A 20,661-nucleotide genomic window follows, 5' to 3' on the forward strand; every position below is an offset into this window, starting at 1 on the left:
TACGGAATGGTGCGGTCTGTTTCCCCGGTGGCGCTACGCTTACCGGGGCTACGGGGTGGTGCGGTTTGTCTCCCCGGTGGCGTTACGCTTACCGGGGCTACGGGGTGCTGCGGTTTGTCTCCCCGGTGGCGCTGGGCTTGCCGGGCCGACAATTGATGCCGGGCCGTAGCCCGGGCAAGGGATGTATCCCGCCGCCCGGGAACCTCTCCCCGGTGGCGCTACGCTTACCGGGGCTACGGAATGGTGCGGTCTGTTTCCCCGGTGGCGCTACGCTTACCGGGGCTACGGGTGGTGCGATCTGTTTCCCCGGTGGTGCTGGGGTTATTCAAAACGCCAGGTGAGGTTCAGGCCGACGCCATAGTTACGTCCCGGGGCGGGCTCGTAGTAGCGCCCGTTGGACTCGTTGACAATCACCGAGCCGACGTAGCGGCGATCGAAGAGGTTATCGACGCGGCCGAACAGATCCATGTCCATCTTGCCGTAGCTCCACTTATAGCCGGTGGTGAGGCCGACCACCGTCCAGGACGGCGCTTTGGCGCTGTTCTTATCGTTAGCCATGATATCGCTCAGATAACGAATATCGCTGCCGGCGTACCAGCCGCGTTCCGGCTGATAGCCGAACGACGCGTAGCCCATATTGCGCGCGATACCCGGAATACGGTTGCCGTTGCAATCGGCATCGTTACAGACGTTGGTCCGGTAGGTGGCATCCAGCCAGGTCCATGCGGCTTTCAGTCGCCAGCTTTCGCCGAACTGCTGATCCAGCCCCAGCTCCATGCCCTGACGACGCGTTTTACCGGCGTTTTTGTAGCTGGTACGCCCGCCGCTGCTGGCATCCACCACAATCTCGTTATCGGTATTGGTCTGGAAGAGCGCAGCGGTAAACAGGCCATTGCCAACCCGCATCTTACTGCCTACCTCGACCGTATCATTGGTCGCAGGCTGCAGGCCGAAATTCAGGCCGCTCTGGTTACCGGAACGGTAGGAGAGCTCGTTAATGGTCGGCGTTTCAAAGCCGCGACCGGCGGAAAGATAGACATTCCAGGCATCGGTGAGCGCATATTTCAGCGAGCTAGCGGGCAGCCATTTGTGGTAGCTTGCATCGCCGCTGTCATCACCGTTACCCGGCGTCACGTAATAATCGTTGGAGTCGAACCACACCGAGCTGTAGCGCACCCCGGCATCAAGGGAGAGTTTGTCCGTCAACTGCCACTGGGTCTGCAGATACGGGTCGATATTCCACATCAGATTACGTTCATTACGCCGCAGGCTGCCCTCTTCGCCATACTGCGGCGCGCCGTTGCTCATAACAAAGTTTTCGTAACCCTTACGGCGCTCGCTCATGTTTTCATAGTCGAGACCGGTGGTGAAGGTGACCGGCACCAGCAGCTCGCCGCGGTGGGTCCAGCGGGTATCAATCCCCTGATAATGACGCGTCAGGTCGATAACGCCGCCCGCATGGCCTGGATTGAGCTGCGGCGCGCGCGGGATTGACTGATATTGCGTGGTTTCACGCTCGCCGGCGTACATCATCACGCTCAGGTCATCTTGTTCGCTCAGTTGACGTTCATAACGTAACCCGGCCTGGGTCTGCTTCGTCGACTTACGGGTATTGTACTGATCGCCGCGCGGCGACTGGCGCGGGTTATTCTGCCATTCATCGTAGCTCAGGCCGCCGGCGTCATTGGCTTTGATATCCACGCTGTTAAACAGCAGAGTCAGCTTACTGACCTCATTGATGCGCACGCCCAGTTTGGCGTTGGCCAGATTTTTACGGGCGTCGCTGTGATCGCGGTAGCCGTGGGTGGTAAAGCGGTTGGTCGATACGGTGTAATCGACGTCTCCGGCGTGGGTGCCGTCGCCAACGGCACCGGTCGCTTTCATACCGTAGTGCCAGCTGCCGAAGCTGCCGTAATAGCTGCTGGCTTCGAGGGTTGGCGGCTGACTGTCGGTTTGCGTCGTCACGTTAATGACGCCGCCGGAGGAGTTGCCGTACAGCGCAGAGAACGGTCCGCGCAGGACATCGAGCGTCTCTATGCTGCCAATATCAATATTTGAAGTCTGTCCCTGGCCATCGGGCATGGTGGCCGGAATGCCGTCAACATAAATGCGCAGTCCGCGCACGCCAAAAGTGGAGCGAGAACCGAAGCCGCGAATCGATAATTGCAGATCCTGAGCGTAGTTCTGGCGGTTCTGAACCTGTAGCCCCGGTACGGCGCCCAGCGATTCCGAGAGATTCACCCGCGGCGCCGCCTGACGCATCTCATCCCCGTTAACGACGCTGACCGCCGCAGGGGTATCGAGTTCGGAGACCGCGGTCGGGGCGGCGGTCACAACCATAGTTTGTTCATCGCTGGCGTTAGTCTGGGCCACCGCGATCAGCGGAAAGAGGAGGGCAGGTAGCGCAGCCGTGCGCACGGAATGGATTTTCATAAAGCTACTCGTAAAACGAACCAAACGGAACATATGTCGATATGTTAACTCTTTTGTAATTTTTTGAAAATTATTAACGTTGTTTTCGTTAAATAATGGCACCGAATGGTTATTTTCAGCGTCGGTTGCCATAAATAACGCTCCACTTCATGTCAAATAATGATTACTATTCGCATTTGAAAAAGAACGCAAAGCCAGGACTTTGCGTCAGGGAAGCAATGTCAAGCAGGCACATAGGTGTTTTATTCAAGGGAGTCGTCATGTCATTACGTCATCTGTCCGCGCCGCGTCTGCGCCGTTCACTGTTATTAACCTCTTTACTGCTGGCGGGGAGCTTCAGCGCTCACGCGGCAGAAGAAATGTTGCGCAAGGCGGTCGGTAAGGGCGCGTACGAAATGGCTTACAGCCAGCAGGAAAATGCGCTGTGGGTCGCTACTTCGCAAAGCCGTTCACTGGATAAGGGCGGGATTGTTTATCGTCTTGACCCGACCACGCTGGAGGTGACGCAGGTTATTCATAACGATCTGAAACCGTTCGGCGCGACGATCAATAACGCGACGCAAACGCTGTGGCTGGGTAACACCACTGACAGCACCGTTACCGCCATTGACGCCAAAACCGGCGCGGTGAAAGGCCGCCTGGTGCTCGACAATCGTCAACGCAGCGAAACCGTGCGCCCGCTGGCGCCGCGTGAACTGGCCGTCAATGAAAAAACCAATACGGTCTACATCACCGGGTTGGGTAAAGAGAGCGTCATCTGGGTGGTGGATGGTGAAAAGCTGACGCTGAAAGAGACCATCACCAATACCGGGGCCATGGCGACCGGGCTGGCGGTGGATGCTGACGCGAAGCGTATTTACACCACCAACGCCGACGGCGAACTGCTGACCATCGACAGCGAGAGCAACAAAATTCTGAGCCGCAAGAAGTTGCAGGATGACGGTAAAGAGCACTTCTATCTGAACCTGAGCCTGGATACCGCGGGTCACCGCGCCTTCATTACCGATAGCAAACAGCCGGAAGTGCTGGTTGTTGATCTGCGCGACGGCAAAGTGCTGCAGAAAATCGCGGCGCCGGAATCCCTGGCGGTGCTGTTCAACCCGACGCGCAATGAAGTCTACGTGACGCATCGTAAAGCCGGGGAAGTCAGCGTGATTGATGGTAAAAGCAACAAAGTGGTCAAAACCTTCAAAACGCCAACCCACCCCAACAGCCTCGCGCTCTCCGCCGACGGTAAAACGCTGTACGTCAGCGTGAAGCAGGAATCAAGCCGTCAGAAAGAAGCGACCCAGCCGGATGACGTTATCCGCATTGCGCTGTAAACCCTGATTGAGGAGGGGGAAACCCCTCCCGCCTGCCGGAATCACCCTCTGTTACAAACACTTATTGGCCCTACGGCTATTATGGTTTTACACTTATCGTTTTGCCGCCTGCTGTCGGGCGGCATTAATCATTCTGGAGGATGTATGAATAAGCCATTTATGGCTCTGTGCGCTGGCGCGATGCTGGCACTGCTTGCGGGCTGTACTTCAAACTATGTGATGACGACGAAAAGCGGACAGACCATTGTGACTCAGGGTAAGCCGCGTCTGGATAAAGAGACCGGTATGACCAGCTATGTGGATGAATCCGGCAACCATCGCCAGATTAACAGCAGCGATGTGTCGCAACTGGTGGAAGATAACTAAGCCGCAAGTGGCGGTTTGCCCGGCGACGGACAAACCGCGATAGCGTTATTTTTTCGCGGGCTGTGCGCCCGGCGCCGTACTATGAATAGCATGAACGCGCTTACGTACGCCGAACCAACCGGCCACCAGCAGTACCGCAATCAGCGGAATGGAGCCGATGGTATAGGTCCCGTTCGGGTAATCGAAGGCCATCAGCACCAGTACGCTGAGCAGGAACAACAGGGTCAGCCACGAGGTGAACGGCGCACCCGGCATCTTGAAGCTGACATCCGCCGCTTTCCCTTCCTTGATGGCTTGACGCAGGCGCATCTGGCACACCACGATAAAGCCCCACGACGCAATAATCCCCAGAGAAGCCACGTTGAGGACGATTTCGAAGACCTGCGACGGCACCAGATAGTTCAGGAACACCCCGACGATATACACCGCCAGCGTAGCCAGAATCCCGGCATAAGGCACGTGATGACGGCTCATCTTCGACATAAACTTCGGCGCAGAACCGCCCATCGACATCGAACGCAGAATACGCCCGGTGGAGTACAGACCCGAGTTGAGGCTGGAGAGCGCGGCGGTGAGCACCACGATATTCATCACGCTACCGATATACGGCACGCCCAGCTTCGAGAAGAAGGTCACAAACGGGCTCTGTCCGGCCTGATAGGCATTCCACGGCAGCAGCAGCACCAGCAGCAGCACGGAACCGACGTAGAACAGGCCGATACGCCAGATAACGCTATTAATGGCGCGCGGCACCATCGTCTGCGGCTCTTTACACTCGCCGGCTGCGGTCCCGACCAGTTCGATGGAGGCAAAGGCGAACACCACCCCCTGTACCAGCACCAGCGCAGGCATCAGTCCGTGCGGGAACAGGCCGCCGTTATCGGTAATCAGGTGGAAGCCGGTGGCATTGCCGTCCAGCGGTTTGCCGCTGCCGAGGAAAATGGTCCCCACCACCAGGAAGGCGACAATCGCCAGCACTTTGATCAGGGCGAACCAGAACTCCATTTCGGCGAACCACTTCACGCCGATCATGTTCATGGTACCGACAATCGCCAGCGCCCCGAGCGCGAAGACCCACTGCGGGACATCGCCGAAGGCACCCCAGTAGTGCATATACAGCGCCACGGCGGTGATATCGACAATCCCGGTCATCGCCCAGTTGACGAAGTACATCCAGCCGGCGACGTAGGCCGCTTTTTCACCCAAAAACTCGCGGGCGTAGGAGACGAAACTGCCGCTGGAAGGCCGATGCAGAACCAGTTCGCCGAGTGCGCGTAAAATAAAGAATGAGAACAGGCCGCAGACCAGATAAACCAGCGCCAGCGCGGGGCCAGCCATCTGTAAACGCGCGCCTGCGCCGAGAAACAGCCCGGTACCGATGGCGCCGCCGATGGCAATCATCTGTACCTGACGGTTGCCCATCGCTTTGTGATAGCCCGATTCCTGAGAATTGAGCCAGTGACGTCTGGCGGCATGGTGCTCCGCCGTCGAGTTTTGCTTTGTATTCATTGATGTACCCATTTTCCTGTCAATGTCCATGAGTGGTTCTTCGCACCGCCAAGTCGCAGTACGTTATGCTGGCTTTCCCATCATTCTGACGTAGGAGATAAGCAGAGCATGGCGCAGCATCCTACACGTATCGAGATAGTCACGCACGTAAAACATTTATCGACCGCACTTGCTTAAATATCAATGAGTTCGACGACGAAGGGCGTCCATCAGCAGGCGGAAGGTCGTGGTATGGTGACGGCGGCTGGGGAAAAAGAGGGGCTAACCGGGGAAAGAGGGTGTCCGCTCATCAAGGATCCGGGTGAGCCGTCCTTCCGCCAGCGCCCGTTGCACGCTATCTTCCGGCACATAGGCTAGCCTACTCCGGACTCTGCGGCATGCTCGCTGGCCCTCAGGCGCGTTCTCCGGGCCAGCCGGTAGCGCCAGCCCGCTGTTTCGGGCTATGATTCCCGGCGAAGCAATGGCTGAGAGATAACGATGAATATCAACGTAGTGGGTACCAGCGGCGTCGGCAAATCGACGCTGGCGCGACGGCTCGCGCAGATCCTGTCCGTTCCCTGTATTGAGATGGACAGGCTTTACTGGCGCGCGGACTGGCAGGGCGCGCCGGATGAGACGTTCTTCGCCGACGTGGCCGCTGCCATCGAGGCTCCTGGCTGGGTGCTGGACGGCAATTACAACCGCAGTCGCCCGGTGAAGTGGCGCGACGTCGATCTGGTGGTGTGGGTGGATTACAGTTTTGCCCGAACCCTGCGACAGGCCGTCTGTCGGGCCATCTCCCGGGCCAGCCGCGGTCAGGAGCTGTGGCCGGGAACCGGCAACTGTGAAAGCTTCCGTCGCGCCTTCTTCAGCCGCGACTCGATTATCGGCTGGACCATCAAAACCTGGAAGAATAATCGCCAGCGTTATCAGTCTGATATGACTGACCCGGCGTACCGGCACATTCGCTTTGTACGCCTGCGCCATCCGCGGCAAACCGAGGATTTTATCCGCCAGCTACAGCGGCAGGTGGCGGCGCGTTAACGGCGTATATCTATTTTCCGGCAGAGTACATGTAAATAAATTGTTTCTCAGTGGCCGCAGCAGATTCTAATAATGCAGGTATGTTAATTAATACGAGCCTGCGAAATGTCTTATCGAATCAGTATCCTGGATAAAAGTCCGCTGGCGGCGGGAGAAACGGCCGCTCAGGCGCTGACGCGTACATTAACGTTGGCGCAACAGGCGGAAGCCTGGGGCTATCATCGCTTCTGGATTGCCGAGCACCACAACACCGATCAATTAGCCAGCCCGTCACCGGAAGTGGTGATCGCCTGGATCCTCGGCCAGACCCGGCAGATTCGCGTCGGATCCGGCGGCGTCATGCTGCAACACTACAGCCCGTACAAAGTGGCGGAAAACTTCAATCTGCTGGCCTCGATAGCGCCTGGACGTGTCGATCTTGGCGTCGGGAAAGCGCCGGGCGGCCTGCCGCTGTCAACGCGGGCGCTGCAACTAGGGGTTCATCCGGCGGAGAAAGGGACCTTTGCCGACAGCCTCGCGCAGCTGGATAACTGGCTGTCGCTCACCGATGCCGCGGGGGAAGAGAGCCTGCGCGCCACGCCAATCCCGCCGCGCCGCGCCGACGGATTTCTGCTCGGCGCCAGCCTGGAGAGCGTTGAGCTCGCCGCCCGGCTGGACTGGAATTTTGTTTTCGCCGCCCATCTTAACGGTGACAAAACGCTGCTGCGCGAGGTGTTAACCCGCTGGCGGGCGCTGAGTCGCCGCGACGCCATCGTCGCGATTCAGGTCATCGTCGCCGAAGAGCGCGCCACGGCGCTTGAGCTGGCGCAACAGGTTGAAGTCTGGGGCGTCGAACTGGAAAACGGCCAGCGGGTGACGGTGGCGAGCGAAGCGCAGGCGGCCGCCTTTGCCCGCCAGGCCGGAAGTCCGCCGGTGCGCATCGCCCGTCGCGACGCCTCGCTGCTGGCGGGAACCGCTGATGAGGTAAAAGCGCAGCTCGACGCCCTGCATGCTGCCTGGCATATTGACGAATTTATCATCGACACGCCGGTCAGCGAAGGGCAGGCGCGCCTCGATTCACTCCGCCTGCTGGCTCAGGCCCATCACGGCGCGGAGGTGTTGCCATGAGCTTTGAACAACAGCTGATTAGCTGGCGGCGCGAGCTGCATCAATATCCGGAACTCTCGTTGCAGGAGGTGGCGACGACAGCGCGCATTCGCGACTGGCTCGAAAGCGGCGGCCTGCGGGTGCTGCCCTATGAGCTGACAACCGGGCTGGTCGTCGAAGTGGGCAGCGGCGAGAAGATTATCGCCCTGCGCGCGGATATCGATGCGCTGCCGATTGCCGAGACTACCGGCCTGCCGTACCGCTCGCAACACGAAGGGGTGATGCACGCCTGCGGCCATGATATTCACACCAGCGTGATGCTGGGGGCGGCGCTGCTGCTCAAAGAACGCGAAGCGACGCTCCCTGGACGGGTACGGATTCTGTTCCAGCCGGCGGAAGAGAATTTTGGCGGGGCGAAAACTCTGATTCGCGCCGGGGCGCTGGAGGGGGTCTCGGCTATCTTCGGTATGCATAATGAACCCGGCCTGCCGGTGGGCGAGTTTGCTACCCGCGGCGGGGCGTTTTACGCCAATGTCGATCGCTTCGTCTTTAAGGTCACCGGCAAAGGGGCGCATGCCGCCCGGCCGCACGAAGGCAAAGATGCGATTTTGCTGGCCAGTCAACTGGTGACCGTCCTGCAGAGCGTGGCCAGCCGCGAGGTGAATACCCTCGATTCGGTGGTCCTGAGCGTAACGCGGATTCAGGGCGGCAATACCTGGAACGTACTGCCGGAAAGCGTGGAGCTGGAAGGGACCTTGCGTACCCACAGCAGCGAAGTGCAGCAGCGGGTCAAGGCGCGGGTCAGCGACATTGCCGCTGGTTTTGCCAGTGCTTTTGGTGCCCAGATTGATGTGTTCTGGTACGCCGGGCCGACGGCGTTGGTCAATGACTCGCGCTGGGCGACATTTGCCGGCGATGTTGCCGCCCACTCCGGCTACCGCACCCGGCATGCGGATCTGCATATGGGCGGCGAGGATTTCGCCGTCTATCTACAGCATATTCCCGGCGCGTTTGTCAGTATCGGCAGCGCCAGCGAATTTGGCCTTCACCACCCGGCCTACAATCCGGACGACAGCTTAATCGCCCCGGCGGCCCGCTATTTTGCGGCGCTGGCTGAGCAGGCTTTACGCCAGATCTGACGCCTGAGCGTTCGGGTTTCTGTTTTCATTTTCGACAAGGAAAGGGGTTGCTATGTCTGAAAAACGACAATTGCGTCTAGGCACAATATTACACGGCGCATCGGGAAATATGTCCGCCTGGCGTCATCCAGCCGCCCAGGCGGATGCCAGTATTAATTTTGAGTTCGTTAAACAGACGGCCTTAAAAGCCGAAGAGGGCAAGCTGGACTTTTTATTTGTCGCCGATGGTTTATATATTAATGAGAAATCTATCCCGCATTTTTTAAACCGTTTTGAACCGCTGACCGTGCTCTCGACGCTGGCGGCGGTCACCCGCAATCTCGGGCTGGTGGGCACCTTATCCACCTCCTACAGCGAGCCTTTCACCACCGCGAGGCAGTTTGCCAGCCTTGACCATCTGAGCCAGGGACGCGCGGGCTGGAACGTGGTGACCTCACCGCTGGAAGGGTCGGCAAAGAACTTTTCGCGCGCGCAGCATCCCGACCACGCGCTGCGCTACCGCATTGCCGATGAATATTTACAGGTGGTGAAAGGCTTATGGGATTCCTGGGAGGAGGATGCCTTTGTCCGTAATAAAGCCAGCGGACAGTTCTTCGATAAAAATAAGCTGCACACTCTCGACCATCGCGGTGATTTTTTCCAGGTTGCCGGCCCGCTGAATATTTCCCGCACGCCGCAGGGGCGGCCGATTATTTTTCAGGCCGGGGCCTCCGATGACGGCAAAAAACTGGCGGCCCGCCATGCCGATGCCATTTTTACCCACCAGGCATCTCTGGCGGAAGCGCAGGCGTTTTATCGCGATGTGAAAAATCAGCTGGCGGCCTGTGGTCGTCAGGATAACCAATTACATATTTTCCAGGGCGTCAGCGTGATTGTCGGTGACGATGCCGACGATGTCGAACAGCAATACCAGACCACCGCCGCGCTGGTATCGATTGAGGATGCCCTCAATTATCTCGGGCGCTATTTCGAACACCACGACTTTGCGCAGTACCCGCTGGATGAACCGTTCCCCGATATTGGCGATCTGGGGAAAAACAGCTTCCGCAGCACCACCGATGAAATTAAGCGCAACGCCCGCGAACGCGGTCTGACCCTGCGTCAGGTCGCGCTGGAAGCCGCCAGTCCGCGCCCGCTGTTCGCCGGTACGCCGCAGGAGGTTGCCGATGGCTTGCAGCAGTGGTTCGAACAGCGGGGGGCCGACGGTTTTATCATTCAGGGCGGCACGCCGGATACCTTCCCGCGCTTTGTCGATCGGGTGGTGCCGCTTTTACAAGCGCGCGGGCTGTTCCGCCGGGAGTATCCGGGAACGACGCTGCGTGAAAGCCTGGGGCTGACGCTGCCGGTTAATCAATTCCAACAACAATAACAACAGAGAACGTTTGCTATGCAGAAAAAGTCACTTTTACTGGCCTTTGCGCTGGGTTTCAGCGCGCCATTATGGGCGCAGGACGTCAATATCAACGGGACCGGCGTGAGCGTGGAGGCCAACAAAGTCCCGGTGCATACGGCAAAAAATCCGCAGGCTATCGCCCTGTTGCCGGCCAATTATCACTTTGCGGTGCCGGGGAAATTTACCGTGGCGGTCGCGGCGCTGAACTCGCCGCCGCTGACCGTGTTTTCGGACGATAACAAGACCCTGCTTGGTAGCGAAGTCGATATCGCCCGCCTGGTCGCCGACAGCCTGGGACTGGAGCTGAACGTCGTACCGACCTCCTGGGAGGACTGGCTGCTGGGCGTCTCCTCCGGCAAATATGATGCCGCGATCAGCAATATTACCGTCACCAAAGAGCGCAAAGAGAAGTTCGACTTCGCTACCTATCGTAAGGACTCGCTGGGTTTCTACGTCAAGAGTACCAGCCCGCTGAATAAAATTGACCAGGCGGAAGAGATTGCCGGGCTGCGGATTATCGTCGGCTCCGGCACCAACCAGGAAGCCATTCTGCTGGCGTGGAATGCGGAAAACCTGAAAAAGGGGCTGAAGCCCTTTACGCCGGTCTACACCAAAGATGATGCCGCCCAGACGCTGGCCATTCAGTCCGGTCGCGCCGACGCCTTTTTTGGCCCGAACGTGATCGGCGCCTGGAAGGCCGCGCTGACCGGGAAGACCAAACTGGTAGGCAGCGTGGACGGCGGCTGGCCGAAAGCGGCGCACATCGCGGTCACGCTGAAAAAAGGCAGCGGGTTGGTTGAGGCCGTGCAGACCGCGTTGAACGGCACCATTCAGAACGGCGACTATGCCAAAGTGCTTACCCGCTGGGGGGAAAGCGTGGAGAGCATCCCGCAATCTGAAATTAACCCGGCCGGGCTCGGCGATTAACAGGAGGCAATATGAGCGCAGCATTCCGCGATATCTCACCTGAAGCGCCGGAACTCCAGCCAATTATTCACGGCCTGTTCGCCGAATACGCGTCGCGCTATGGCGACTATTTTTCTCGCGATGCGGAGGTCGAGCTGACCGAGTGGTATCTGCCGCCGCAGGGGCTGTTTATCGTCCTTGAACGTGACGGCGAGATTATCGCCACCGGCGCCTATAAGCCCAAGGATAGCCGCACGGCGGAAATCAAACGTATCTGGACCCATCCGGCCCTGCGCCAGCAGGGGCTGGCGGCGAAGGTGGTCCAGGAACTGGAGCGGCGGGCGGTGCTGGCAGGCTACAGCCATATCTACCTGACGACCGGCTTTCGCCAGCCGGAAGCGGTCAGGCTCTATCTGAGCCAGGGCTACGATGCGCAGTTTGACCTGGCGCGCAACCCGGAGGAGTACAGCCAGCCGCCGTTTGATGGGCGACTGCGCTTCACTAAAGCGCTGGCGGTAAGCATTTTAAGCCACAGCGCCTGAGGAGAGAACATGAACAGAACGGAAACGATTAAAGTGGTCCCGGCGCGCTATCCGCTGCGCGCCGTTGGCGCGGTAGCGGCGCTACTGGTGTTGGCGGTCGTCGTGCAGTCGGTGGCCTTTAACCCGCGTTGGGAGTGGGCGGTTTTCGCTCGCTGGTTCTTTGACCCGGTTATCCTGGAAGGGCTGGGACAAACGCTGCTGCTGACGCTGCTGGGCACCGTACTGAGCGTGATACTCGGCGGTCTGCTGGCGCTGGCCAGGCTCTCTTCTTCATGGCTGCTGAGCAGCCTGGCCTGGGGCTATATCTGGCTGTTCCGCTCGCTGCCGCTGATTGTGGTGCTGATCATCCTCTACAACTTCTCCTATCTCTACGACACGCTGTCGCTCGGTATTCCGTTTACCGGGATCAGTTGGGGTAATTATCAGACCATCAACGTGCTGGGGCAGTTTTCCACGGCGGTCGTGGGGCTGACGCTGGTGCAGAGCGCCTATACCGCGGAGATCATTCGCGGCGGCTTCCTCGGCGTCGACCACGGTCAGTATGAGGCCGCCGCTGCGCTGGGGCTGCCGGCGTGGCGGCGTACGCTGCGTATTATTCTGCCTCAGGCGCTGCGCACGATTTTGCCTGCGGGTTTCAATGAAATTATCAGCCTCGCCAAAGGGACCGCGATGGTTTATGTGCTGGCGATGCCCGAGCTGTTTTACACCATCCAGATGATTTACAACCGGACCCAGGAGGTGATCCCGCTGTTGATGGTCGGGGCCGTCTGGTATCTGGCGATCACCAGCGTCCTGTCGCTGATTCAATATCTGGTGGAACGCGCCCTGGCACGCAGCGAACGCCGTTCGGCGGTCAACTCGCCGCGCCGCGCGCGCGCCGATGAATCCTCTCGTCAACCGCAGAAATCGCAGGAGGCCATTCATGCCCAACTCTCGTAACGGCCATATCTCGATTACCGGCGTCAGCAAGTATTTTGGCCGCCATAAAGCGCTGGATGATGCCTCTCTGGAGATCCCTCCCGGCACGGTGACGGTGATCCTCGGGCCGTCCGGTTCGGGGAAATCAACCCTGCTGCGCGCCATAAACCATCTGGAACGGGTAGATGAAGGGTTTATTCAGATTGATGGCGACTATATCGGCTATCGACGTCAGGGCGATAAGCTCTATGAGCTGAAGGAGAGGGAGATTCTGCGTCAGCGCGTTAACGTGGGCTATGTCTTTCAGAACTTCAATCTGTTCCCGCATCTGACGGTGCTGGAAAACCTGATTGAAGCACCGATTGCCCACCGGCAGACGAGCCGCAAAGAGGCCATCGCCAACGCTTACGAACTCCTGGAGGTGGTGGGGCTGCGCCACAAAGCCGATGCCTGGTCGCGCCATCTTTCCGGCGGCCAGCAACAGCGTATTGCTATTGCCAGGGCGCTGGCCCTCAAGCCGCGAGTGCTGTTGTTTGATGAACCCACATCGGCGCTGGACCCGGAACTGGTTGGCGAAGTGCTCGATGTGATTAAAAAGCTGGCCCGCTCCGGCACTACGCTGGTGGTGGTGACGCATGAGATTGGTTTTGCCCGCGAAGTGGCCGATCAGGTGGTGTTTATGGTCGAGGGGAAAATTATTGAGCAGGGCAGCAGCGACGCGGTGCTTAATCATCCGCAGCATCAGCGTACGCGGCAATTTTTATCAAAGGTGCTGGCATGAGAAAATGGTTAGTCGTTATGGCGCTGGGCGCCCTCTCTGCGCAGGCGCAGGCGAAAATTGATCTCCGGGCGAATGAACAGCCGCTGCCGGTAACGGTGGACAACGCGGCGATCGCCAGGGTCCCGCCCGGCTATCGTTTTGTCGAGCCCGGTACGCTGACTGTGGCGATTTCTGCGCTTAACTCGCCGCCGCTGGCGCTGCTGGCCAGCGACAACCGGACGCGCATCGGTAGCGACCCGGATATTGCCCGTCTGCTGGCGGGCAGTTTAGGGCTGAAGCTCCGGCTGGTGCCGACGGCATGGGAAGACTGGCCGCTGGGGATCACCTCCGGGCGCTATGACGTGGCGCTGGTCAATATTGCCGTCACCGAACAGCGCAAAGAGAAATTCGATTTCGCCACCTATCGCGTCGATTCGCTGGCATTTTCCGTTAAATCCACCAGCGCCATCGAGAAAATCAGCGGCGCGGCGGATCTGGCCGGGCGTAAGGTGATCGTGGGATCCGGCACGAATCAGGAGCGTATTTTGCTGGGCTGGAACGAAGAAAACAACGCGGCGGGGCGGCAACCGGCGTTGCCTATCTATTTGACCGATGACGCCTCCGGCAACCTGTATATCCAGTCAGGGCGCGCCGACGTCTTTTTTGGCCCGCAGTCTGCGGCAGCGTATAAAGCGGCGCTGAGCGGGACAACCAAAGTGGTCGGGCTGGGACCGAAAAAAGCGTGGGTCGCCACCACCACCAAAAAGGGCAGTGGGCTGGTGTATGCGCTGCAGGCGGCGCTCAATGGCGCGATTGCGCGCGGGGAGTACCAGCAGGTGCTGGAGCGCTGGGGCGAACAGGGAGAGGCGGTGGCACAATCGCAGGTGAATCCGCCGGGGATTACCTACTAAAAAACCGCTGTTTCGCCGGAGTACAGGGCGAAACAGCGGGGGCGAATCTTCGCCAGCGATATGACATCAGGCGGCGCGAGGCGTGAGCGTAATGCGATCCAGCGGGCCGACGACAAACAGATACGCGAGCAGACCCAATATCCCCATCGAACCGACATACAAAATGGCGTAATCAAATGACTGGGTGTTGGCAATGATGACGCCAATCACCAGCGGGGTGATAATACTTGCCAGGTTGCCGCACATATTGAAGACGCCGCCGGCAATGCCGAGCATCTCTTTCGGCGACGTGTCGCTGAGGATACACCAGCCGAGGTTGCCAAAGCCTTTCGCGAAAAAGGCGAGGCTCATGGCGCCGATCACCACCACTTCCGACCCGCTATAATTGGCGACAACAATGACGCAGGAAAGCAGCATACCGCAGATGACCGGCAGTTTGCGGGCGGTCGTCAGGCTGTAGCCCTGCCTGAGCAACCAGTCGGAGAACACGCCGCCCAGCAGACCGCCGATGAACCCGGCAATCGCCGGGATACTGGCGACGAAGCCTACCTTCAGAATCGACATGCCTTTGGCCTGATAAAGATAGGTGGGAAACCTGGTGAGAAAGAACCAGGTGATCGAGGTGACGCAAAACTGGCCAATATAGACACCGATCATCATCCGGTTCACGCAGACGCTTTTGATCTGTGCGAGCGTTAACTTCGACTGCGTTTTTCGGCTGCCCAGTTCCGGCTCGCCGCCGCCGTCGCGAATATAATTCAGTTCTTGTTGATTAATTGTCGGATGGTGCAGGGGGTCTTTGACTTTCATCAGCCAGAATATTCCGAGGACGACTCCGATAGCGCCAATATAATAAAAGACATAGTGCCAGCTGAGATTATGCAAAATAATCGTCATCAACGGCGTAATAATACCGAGGGAAATATATTGTGCCGCCTGATAAACCGAGGTGACGAAGCCGCGTTCTTTATTCGGGAACCACTGGACGCTGAGGCGACTATTGGCCGGGAAGGCCGGCGCTTCAATCGCACCCATCATCAAGCGCAGGATAATCAGCACGATAAGAGGGCTGGCATACAGATAGATTGTGCCCTGCAACATCGTCACCAGCGACCAGCCAATCAGCGCGCAGCCGTAGACCAGTCGTGAACCGTATTTATCCAGCAGCCAGCCGCCGGGTATTTGCATCACCACATACGAGATACCGAAAACTGAAAAAGCCAGTCCCATGGCTTCCGGGTCAAAACCTAACTCTTTACTCATCATCGGGGCAACGACGGATAACGTCGCGCGATCGGCATAATTAAATACGGTAGCCAAAAAAAGAAATAATAAAATACCATAACGCACATTACTGCGCTTTGCGGTGGTGGTCATGAGTCAACTCCTTTGCAGGGTTGTTGATGTAATTACTACCTGTCAGGAACGGGAGAAAGAGGTAAGGGCTCCCGTTCGTCGTTATCAGCACATCCGGCGGTATCGGCACCTTTCCGGACGCGGCGATGGCGCGACCGGCAGCCCGGATGCAGCGGTGGATACCGTGATCCGGGGTTCATTTATCAGGGGCGTGTGCCAAATTCACAGCTCTGCTGGGTCCAGCGGCGGGCCTGCTCGCTCAGCGTAAAGCCCAGGCCGTGGCGTTCAGATACCCACATCCGCCCGTCGCGCAGTTCAAGCTGTTCATTAAACAGCGGGTTCAACCATTCGAAGTGCTCCAGCCACGGCTCCAGAGGGTAGGCGGCAGCCAGATGCAGATGCACCTCCATGGCAAAGTGCGGCGCTAGTTTACGACCATGCTTCGCGGCGAGATCCATAATTTTGAGGAATGGCGAGATACCGCCCACGCGCGGGGCATCCGGCTGCACGAAGTCGCTGGCGTTGCCGAGAATCAGCTGTTCATGTTCGCGAAAGCTGGTCAGCATTTCGCCGGTAGCGATAGGGGTATCCAGCGCCGCGGCAAGCTGCGCATGGCCTTCAACGTCGTAGGCATCAAGGGGCTCTTCAATCCAGACCAGATTAAAAGCCTCCATTTTTCGCCCCATACGGATAGCCGTTTCGCGATCCCACTGCTGGTTGGCATCGACCATAAGGGGAAAATCGTCACCCAATACTTCGCGCACGGCCGTCAGGCGGCGAATATCTTCTGCGCTATCAGGCTGGCCGACCTTCAGTTTGATGCCGCCGATGCCGTTTTCGCGCGAGATAGCGACGTTCTTCAGCACCTGATCCAGCGGCGTATGCAGGAAACCGCCCGAGGTGTTATAGCACTGCACGGAATCCCGGTGCGAGCCGAGGAGTTTAGCCAGCGGCAGTCCGGCACGTTTGGCTTTCATATCCCACAGCGCGATGTCGATAGGGGAGATTGCCTGCACCGCCATACCGCTGCGGCCAACGGACGCGCCGGCCCACAGCAGTTTGGTGTAGATTTTATCGATATCGTTCGGGTCTTCGCCGAGCAGGTTATCGGCAATTTCTTTCGCGTGAGCGTAGATCCCCTGGCCGCCCGCGCGTTTCGAGTAGCTAAACCCGACGCCTTCGAAGCCGTCGCGGGAGCGAATTTCGGCGATGATAATCGCCACTTCGGTCAGCGGCTTTTGCCGACCGGTCAGCACCTTGGCGTCGCTGACCGGCGTGGCCAGCGGTAAAAAGGCCAGCGACAGTTTGACGTGTGCAATTCGATCGCCGGTTTCGGCGGCGGTTTTTACACCGAGGGTTTTCGCGTAGGTTACGGACTCAGAGTTAGCGCTGAAGGTCATAGTCAGTTCCTTAAAATTATAAAATGTTTGCGCTAACATTTTTAATCCTGATTTTGCCCAAGCGCTACGACGATGGCGTTAATTTGTACAAATGATCACAATTAGCGGTTAATTATGGTAAAATTGTGCATATGGCATCACGATCCAATCAAGTTTGTGAAAAAGCACAAATTAAAATGATAGCGATAACATTTTATCTTTCAGCTGATTGATTCCATTGGGGATATGCCGAAGGAGACTGGCAATTGCGTGGGCCATCATCAATAATGCCCGCAGGAAAACGATTCAATACAGGGGCTTCGTCGTGAAAAGCAGAAAACCGTCGCGTGCGCCAACGCTGGATGATGTCGCCCGTAGCGCCGGACTGTCCTCGATGACGGTCAGCCGCGCGCTTAATACCCCGCAGCTGGTGCGGCCGAAAACGGTGGAAAAAGTCATGCAGGCGGTACAGGCCACCGGCTATATCCCCAATGCGCTGGCTGGCGGTCTGGCATCGCGGCGCAGCAAACTGGTTGCCGTGGTCGTACCGCAGATTAACAACAATATGTTCGTCGATACTATCCAGGCCCTGAGCGATACCCTCGCCGCGCGCGGCTATCACATGCTGCTCTGCGTGGCAGGCTATAGCCGTCAGAGCGAAGCCGAACTGGTTGCAACCTTACTTTCACGACGCCCGGATGGCGTGGTCCTGACCGGCATTCAGCATGCACCTGCGCTGAAAAAAACGATTCTTAACGCCGCTACGCCGGTCGTGGAAATCTGGGATCTGACCCCCACGCCGCTGGATATGCTGGTGGGGTTTTCTCACGAGAAAGTCGGCGAAACCATCGGTGAATTTCTGTGGCAAAAAGGCTACCGTCGTCCGGGACTACTGTGGGCGGGAGACTCCCGCGCGGCGCTGCGTAAGCAGGGGTTGTGCGCGGTGTTGAGCAAAAATGGCTTTCCGGCGGCGCCTGAGGTTGAAGTCCCGCTCCCGGCGTCGCTGGCGCTGGGGCGCAGCGGACTGGCACAGTTGCTGGTTTCCGGCGCGTTTGATGTCATCGTTTGTAGCTCCGACACTCTCGCGCAAGGCGCGATTATGGAAGCCGAAAGCCGCGGTCTGCGCGTGCCGGAAGATCTGGCGGTGATCGGTTTCGGCGATCTTGATTTCGCTGCCAGTAATCGTCCGGCGTTAACCACCGTCAGCGTGGATCGCCACGCCATCGGCGAACAGGCGGCGACGCTGCTGGCCGATCGGATAGAAGGCCATGGCGAAGGCGAGATGATTATTGATATCGGCTTTCACCTGGTGGTGCGCGAATCGGCGTAGCCACCGCGCACTGGAGGGAAAAGCGTATCGCGCGGTCTCCTGCCTGTCACCCCGGTTTTCTGCCTAAACTTAAGCTTTATCGTGGAGGCAGATGATGATTACCGTCTATGGCGTTCCCGGCTGGGGATCGGCGATTAGCGAGCTGATGCTGACCCTCGCCAACATTCCTTACCATTTCGTCGATGTGGCGGGTTTCGACCAGCCTGGCCCGCAGCGCGACAGTCTGATGCAGATAAACCCGCTGTGCCAGGTTCCCACTTTACGACTGACGGACGGCAGCGTGATGACCGAATCCGCCGCTATCGCCCTGATGATCCTCGATAGTCGTCCGGATCTGGCGCCTGCGCCGGGCACAGCGCAGCGCCATCAGTTTCAGCGTCTGTTGATCTGGCTGGTGGCTAATGTTTATCCCACCTTTACCTATGCCGATTATCCGCAGCGCTGGGCCGCCGACGCGGCGGAACAGCTGCGGGAAAACTGCATCCGCTATCGTCAATCGCTGTATCTGTGGCTGGAGCAGCAGCTGGCGGCGGCGCCTTATGCGCTGGGGGCGGAGATAACCCTGCTGGATTGTTATATCGCGACGATGTGCCGCTGGGGCCCGCGGCGGGAGTGGTTTGCCGAACATACGCCGAAGTTTATCGCCGTGGCTGACAAGGTCTGCCAGCGCCCGGAGCTGCAGCGGGTGCTGCGTGACAACGAGTTGATTTAAAGCACAAAAGGCCAACCGACTGGCTACCGCTATGCTAGTTTATCGATCTCACAATAAGGAGCCTGCTATGCCGCATGTTGATATTAAATGTTTCCCCCGCGATCTGAGCGATGAACAAAAAAATGCTCTGGCCGCCGACATCACCGAGGTGTTGATCCGCCATCTGAACAGTAAAGACGGGGCGGTGAGCGTCGCCCTCACTCTGGTTGAGCAAAGCGACTGGCAAAAAGTCTGGGACAGCGAAATCGCCCCGCAGATGGCACAGTTGATTAAGAAGCCGGGTTACAGCATGTAGTCGCGCCCCCCTGGGGTGGTGCGTTTGCACCGCTCCAGGCTCCCTGCCTTCAGTCGGCCGCCTGTGCTTATCAAATGGCGGTTATCACTTCCCGGGCAATCTCCGGCCCGTTTTCCCCGGCGAAGACCGGCGTGGTTGGCGGCGCTGAGGGGCCATTATTTCAAGGCGACATGCTGTTGTTTCGCCCACTTGCGCAGGCGCGCGCTGGCGTTGGCATAAGGCGACGAGGTGTTAAGTGAAATCATCCGCCCCAGCGTCCATTTCCCGTACCACGGTCGACCATAAAGCGTGTCATCATTCCGCGCCTCGATGTGGGCGATAATCTGCCGTTTAGCCTGATGCAAAGAGACGAGCAGCGTGGGGTAGTCCTGCGAGGGGTAATCGAGGTAGAACTTTTGCGCCAGCAGCCCAAGCTGGTTCCACTGAAAACCGGTTTCCGGGAAGTCGATGGGTTGCTGCGCTTCGTCGTGAGCCAGCCATTTGAGCACCAGATCCTGCCATCCCAGAAGGTAACAGACCAGATCGCGAACGCTCATTTCGCTTCCCTGGACATGGCCGGGGAGGGTCTTTTGCTCCGCGATCTCCGGGGGAATATGCGCCAGATAACCGGCTAATTTATCGTAGTTTTTATTGATGGCTTGCAGAAGTTGCGCCTGGGTTTGCGGTACGCTCATAGTGAGTTCCTTGCCTGTCGATGGTGCGGCTATAGGGTATATGTCCAAAGAATGAGGCTGGTCGCCAGCGCCGCTCCTCAGATTAAATTTCGCCTCGCGCGCTGGCAAATACGCAAGATGGCGGGTGCAGAGGTGTCTGCCAGCCATTGCGCGCACAGCGATTTTACCCGCTGCGGATTCTCTTTACCCGCGTCATTCAGCCAGTTGGCTACGGAATCCTGGACATATTTCGACGGGTTTGCGCGCAGGGAGGAAAGGATTGCCAGTTTCAGCTCGCCGATATGCGCGCACCAGACGCCGCGCGGACGCAGAGACTCGCAGGCGAAACGGCGAATATTTTCCGAAGCGCAAGAGGTCCAGGGGGGAGCAGGGCAACAGTGAGATCCAAATCGTGCGCCAGATGCGGGCGCAGCGCCAGCCAGGCCCATTCGCGAATGCCAAAATTGCCGGGTGGCGGCTGACGCCTTACCCGGCCTACCGGTCGGGCTAGCGGTGGCTGCGGGTTTGCTTGCGTAATGGGGAATGGGCCCTTGTGCTGGCCTGGACGGTGTGCCGGTATTTTGCCGGGTGGCGGCTGACGCCTTACCCGGCCTACCGGCCGGGCTAG

At 58.5% G+C, this 20,661-nt stretch carries 18 protein-coding genes and 2 pseudogenes; 14 read left to right on the forward strand and 6 right to left on the reverse strand.

Annotation, left to right across the window (positions count from 1 at the left end; all coding sequences use genetic code 11):
* Positions 1-321: 321 nt before the first annotated feature.
* A complete protein-coding gene (gene pqqU / locus CWM52_RS24685) occupies positions 322-2,433 on the reverse strand; it encodes a TonB-dependent receptor PqqU (protein WP_165785435.1) in 2,112 nt (703 codons plus the stop codon).
* Positions 2,434-2,693: 260 nt separating this feature from the next.
* Between pqqU and CWM52_RS24690 the strand changes: the two genes are divergently transcribed.
* Both CWM52_RS24690 and CWM52_RS24695 read left to right on the forward strand, forming a co-directional pair.
* Positions 2,694-3,755 carry a YncE family protein gene (locus tag CWM52_RS24690; RefSeq protein ID WP_100686472.1) on the forward strand — a complete coding sequence of 354 codons (1,062 nt, stop codon included), beginning with the start codon at positions 2,694-2,696 and terminating at the stop codon, positions 3,753-3,755.
* A 144-nt stretch (positions 3,756-3,899) separates the two neighbouring features.
* Positions 3,900-4,121, forward strand: a complete 222-nt coding sequence (locus CWM52_RS24695) for a YgdI/YgdR family lipoprotein (protein ID WP_100686473.1) — start codon at positions 3,900-3,902, stop codon at positions 4,119-4,121.
* 45 nt (positions 4,122-4,166) lie between these two features.
* Here the strand turns inward: CWM52_RS24695 and ansP are convergent, their stop codons facing one another.
* Entirely contained in the window at positions 4,167-5,630 is a 1,464-nt protein-coding gene (gene ansP, locus CWM52_RS24700) for an L-asparagine permease (protein WP_100686474.1), read from the reverse strand.
* Positions 5,631-5,813: 183 nt separating this feature from the next.
* Between ansP and CWM52_RS27225 the strand changes: the two genes are divergently transcribed.
* From CWM52_RS27225 to CWM52_RS24750, 9 genes and pseudogenes are all read left to right on the forward strand, one after another.
* Positions 5,814-5,987, forward strand: coding sequence for a hypothetical protein (locus CWM52_RS27225; RefSeq protein ID WP_165785436.1), 174 nt, complete (start codon positions 5,814-5,816; stop codon positions 5,985-5,987).
* A 120-nt stretch (positions 5,988-6,107) separates the two neighbouring features.
* A complete protein-coding gene (locus tag CWM52_RS24710; RefSeq protein WP_100686475.1) occupies positions 6,108-6,653 on the forward strand; it encodes an adenylate kinase in 546 nt (181 codons plus the stop codon).
* A gap of 105 nt (positions 6,654-6,758) precedes the next feature.
* Positions 6,759-7,760 (forward strand): MsnO8 family LLM class oxidoreductase, encoded by a 1,002-nt coding sequence (locus CWM52_RS24715; protein WP_100686476.1) that lies wholly within the window; start codon positions 6,759-6,761, stop codon positions 7,758-7,760.
* Positions 7,757-8,878, forward strand: coding sequence for a M20 peptidase aminoacylase family protein (locus CWM52_RS24720; RefSeq protein WP_100686477.1), 1,122 nt, complete (start codon positions 7,757-7,759; stop codon positions 8,876-8,878). Before CWM52_RS24715 ends, CWM52_RS24720 begins: the two co-directional genes overlap by 4 nt.
* Positions 8,879-8,930: 52 nt before the next feature.
* Positions 8,931-11,198: pseudogene (locus tag CWM52_RS26935) on the forward strand (NtaA/DmoA family FMN-dependent monooxygenase).
* Between the two features lie 11 nt (positions 11,199-11,209).
* Entirely contained in the window at positions 11,210-11,719 is a 510-nt protein-coding gene (locus CWM52_RS24735) for a GNAT family N-acetyltransferase (protein ID WP_100686480.1), read from the forward strand.
* 9 nt (positions 11,720-11,728) lie between these two features.
* Positions 11,729-12,658, forward strand: coding sequence for an amino acid ABC transporter permease (locus CWM52_RS24740; RefSeq protein WP_100686481.1), 930 nt, complete (start codon positions 11,729-11,731; stop codon positions 12,656-12,658).
* A complete protein-coding gene (locus CWM52_RS24745) occupies positions 12,642-13,418 on the forward strand; it encodes an amino acid ABC transporter ATP-binding protein (protein WP_100686482.1) in 777 nt (258 codons plus the stop codon). Before CWM52_RS24740 ends, CWM52_RS24745 begins: the two co-directional genes overlap by 17 nt.
* A 17-nt stretch (positions 13,419-13,435) precedes the next feature.
* Entirely contained in the window at positions 13,436-14,308 is an 873-nt protein-coding gene (locus tag CWM52_RS24750; protein ID WP_165785437.1) for a transporter substrate-binding domain-containing protein, read from the forward strand.
* Between the two features lie 66 nt (positions 14,309-14,374).
* On the opposite strand, the gene CWM52_RS24755 is transcribed toward CWM52_RS24750, so the two are convergent.
* Both CWM52_RS24755 and CWM52_RS24760 read right to left on the reverse strand, forming a co-directional pair.
* Positions 14,375-15,685: an MFS transporter gene (locus CWM52_RS24755; protein WP_100686484.1), complete on the reverse strand. Its 1,311-nt coding sequence runs from the start codon at positions 15,683-15,685 to the stop codon at positions 14,375-14,377.
* A gap of 182 nt (positions 15,686-15,867) precedes the next feature.
* Complete coding sequence (locus CWM52_RS24760; protein WP_100686489.1) at positions 15,868-17,064, reverse strand: L-talarate/galactarate dehydratase; 1,197 nt, start codon at positions 17,062-17,064, stop codon at positions 15,868-15,870.
* Between the two features lie 304 nt (positions 17,065-17,368).
* On the opposite strand from CWM52_RS24760, the gene CWM52_RS24765 reads away from it, so the two are divergent.
* From CWM52_RS24765 to pptA, 3 genes are all read left to right on the forward strand, one after another.
* Entirely contained in the window at positions 17,369-18,373 is a 1,005-nt protein-coding gene (locus tag CWM52_RS24765) for a LacI family DNA-binding transcriptional regulator (RefSeq protein WP_100686485.1), read from the forward strand.
* Between the two features lie 94 nt (positions 18,374-18,467).
* The gene (locus CWM52_RS24770; RefSeq protein WP_100686490.1) at positions 18,468-19,085 is read left to right on the forward strand and encodes a glutathione S-transferase family protein; all 618 of its coding nucleotides are present in this window, start codon (positions 18,468-18,470) and stop codon (positions 19,083-19,085) included.
* 67 nt (positions 19,086-19,152) lie between these two features.
* Positions 19,153-19,380 (forward strand): tautomerase PptA, encoded by a 228-nt coding sequence (gene pptA / locus CWM52_RS24775; RefSeq protein WP_100686486.1) that lies wholly within the window; start codon positions 19,153-19,155, stop codon positions 19,378-19,380.
* A 155-nt stretch (positions 19,381-19,535) separates the two neighbouring features.
* On the opposite strand, the gene CWM52_RS24780 is transcribed toward pptA, so the two are convergent.
* Positions 19,536-20,054, reverse strand: a complete 519-nt coding sequence (locus CWM52_RS24780; RefSeq protein ID WP_100686487.1) for a ClbS/DfsB family four-helix bundle protein — start codon at positions 20,052-20,054, stop codon at positions 19,536-19,538.
* Between the two features lie 77 nt (positions 20,055-20,131).
* Positions 20,132-20,661: pseudogene (locus CWM52_RS24785) on the reverse strand (hypothetical protein); the annotation flags it as partial.

The sequence above is a fragment of the Raoultella sp. T31 genome (genome assembly GCF_002806725.1).
In the GTDB taxonomy this organism is placed as follows: Bacteria; Pseudomonadota; Gammaproteobacteria; order Enterobacterales; family Enterobacteriaceae; genus Klebsiella; species Klebsiella electrica.

Coding starts and splice junctions, on each gene's coding strand:
- pqqU (WP_165785435.1), bottom strand. CDS start 2,433: ATGAAAATCCATTCCGTGCGCACGGCTGCGCTACCTGCCCTCCTCTTT.
- CWM52_RS24690 (WP_100686472.1), top strand. CDS start 2,694: ATGTCATTACGTCATCTGTCCGCGCCGCGTCTGCGCCGTTCACTGTTA.
- CWM52_RS24695 (WP_100686473.1), top strand. CDS start 3,900: ATGAATAAGCCATTTATGGCTCTGTGCGCTGGCGCGATGCTGGCACTG.
- ansP (WP_100686474.1), bottom strand. CDS start 5,630: ATGAATACAAAGCAAAACTCGACGGCGGAGCACCATGCCGCCAGACGT.
- CWM52_RS27225 (WP_165785436.1), top strand. CDS start 5,814: ATGAGTTCGACGACGAAGGGCGTCCATCAGCAGGCGGAAGGTCGTGGT.
- CWM52_RS24710 (WP_100686475.1), top strand. CDS start 6,108: ATGAATATCAACGTAGTGGGTACCAGCGGCGTCGGCAAATCGACGCTG.
- CWM52_RS24715 (WP_100686476.1), top strand. CDS start 6,759: ATGTCTTATCGAATCAGTATCCTGGATAAAAGTCCGCTGGCGGCGGGA.
- CWM52_RS24720 (WP_100686477.1), top strand. CDS start 7,757: ATGAGCTTTGAACAACAGCTGATTAGCTGGCGGCGCGAGCTGCATCAA.
- CWM52_RS24735 (WP_100686480.1), top strand. CDS start 11,210: ATGAGCGCAGCATTCCGCGATATCTCACCTGAAGCGCCGGAACTCCAG.
- CWM52_RS24740 (WP_100686481.1), top strand. CDS start 11,729: ATGAACAGAACGGAAACGATTAAAGTGGTCCCGGCGCGCTATCCGCTG.
- CWM52_RS24745 (WP_100686482.1), top strand. CDS start 12,642: ATGCCCAACTCTCGTAACGGCCATATCTCGATTACCGGCGTCAGCAAG.
- CWM52_RS24750 (WP_165785437.1), top strand. CDS start 13,436: ATGGCGCTGGGCGCCCTCTCTGCGCAGGCGCAGGCGAAAATTGATCTC.
- CWM52_RS24755 (WP_100686484.1), bottom strand. CDS start 15,685: ATGACCACCACCGCAAAGCGCAGTAATGTGCGTTATGGTATTTTATTA.
- CWM52_RS24760 (WP_100686489.1), bottom strand. CDS start 17,064: ATGACCTTCAGCGCTAACTCTGAGTCCGTAACCTACGCGAAAACCCTC.
- CWM52_RS24770 (WP_100686490.1), top strand. CDS start 18,468: ATGATTACCGTCTATGGCGTTCCCGGCTGGGGATCGGCGATTAGCGAG.
- pptA (WP_100686486.1), top strand. CDS start 19,153: ATGCCGCATGTTGATATTAAATGTTTCCCCCGCGATCTGAGCGATGAA.
- CWM52_RS24780 (WP_100686487.1), bottom strand. CDS start 20,054: ATGAGCGTACCGCAAACCCAGGCGCAACTTCTGCAAGCCATCAATAAA.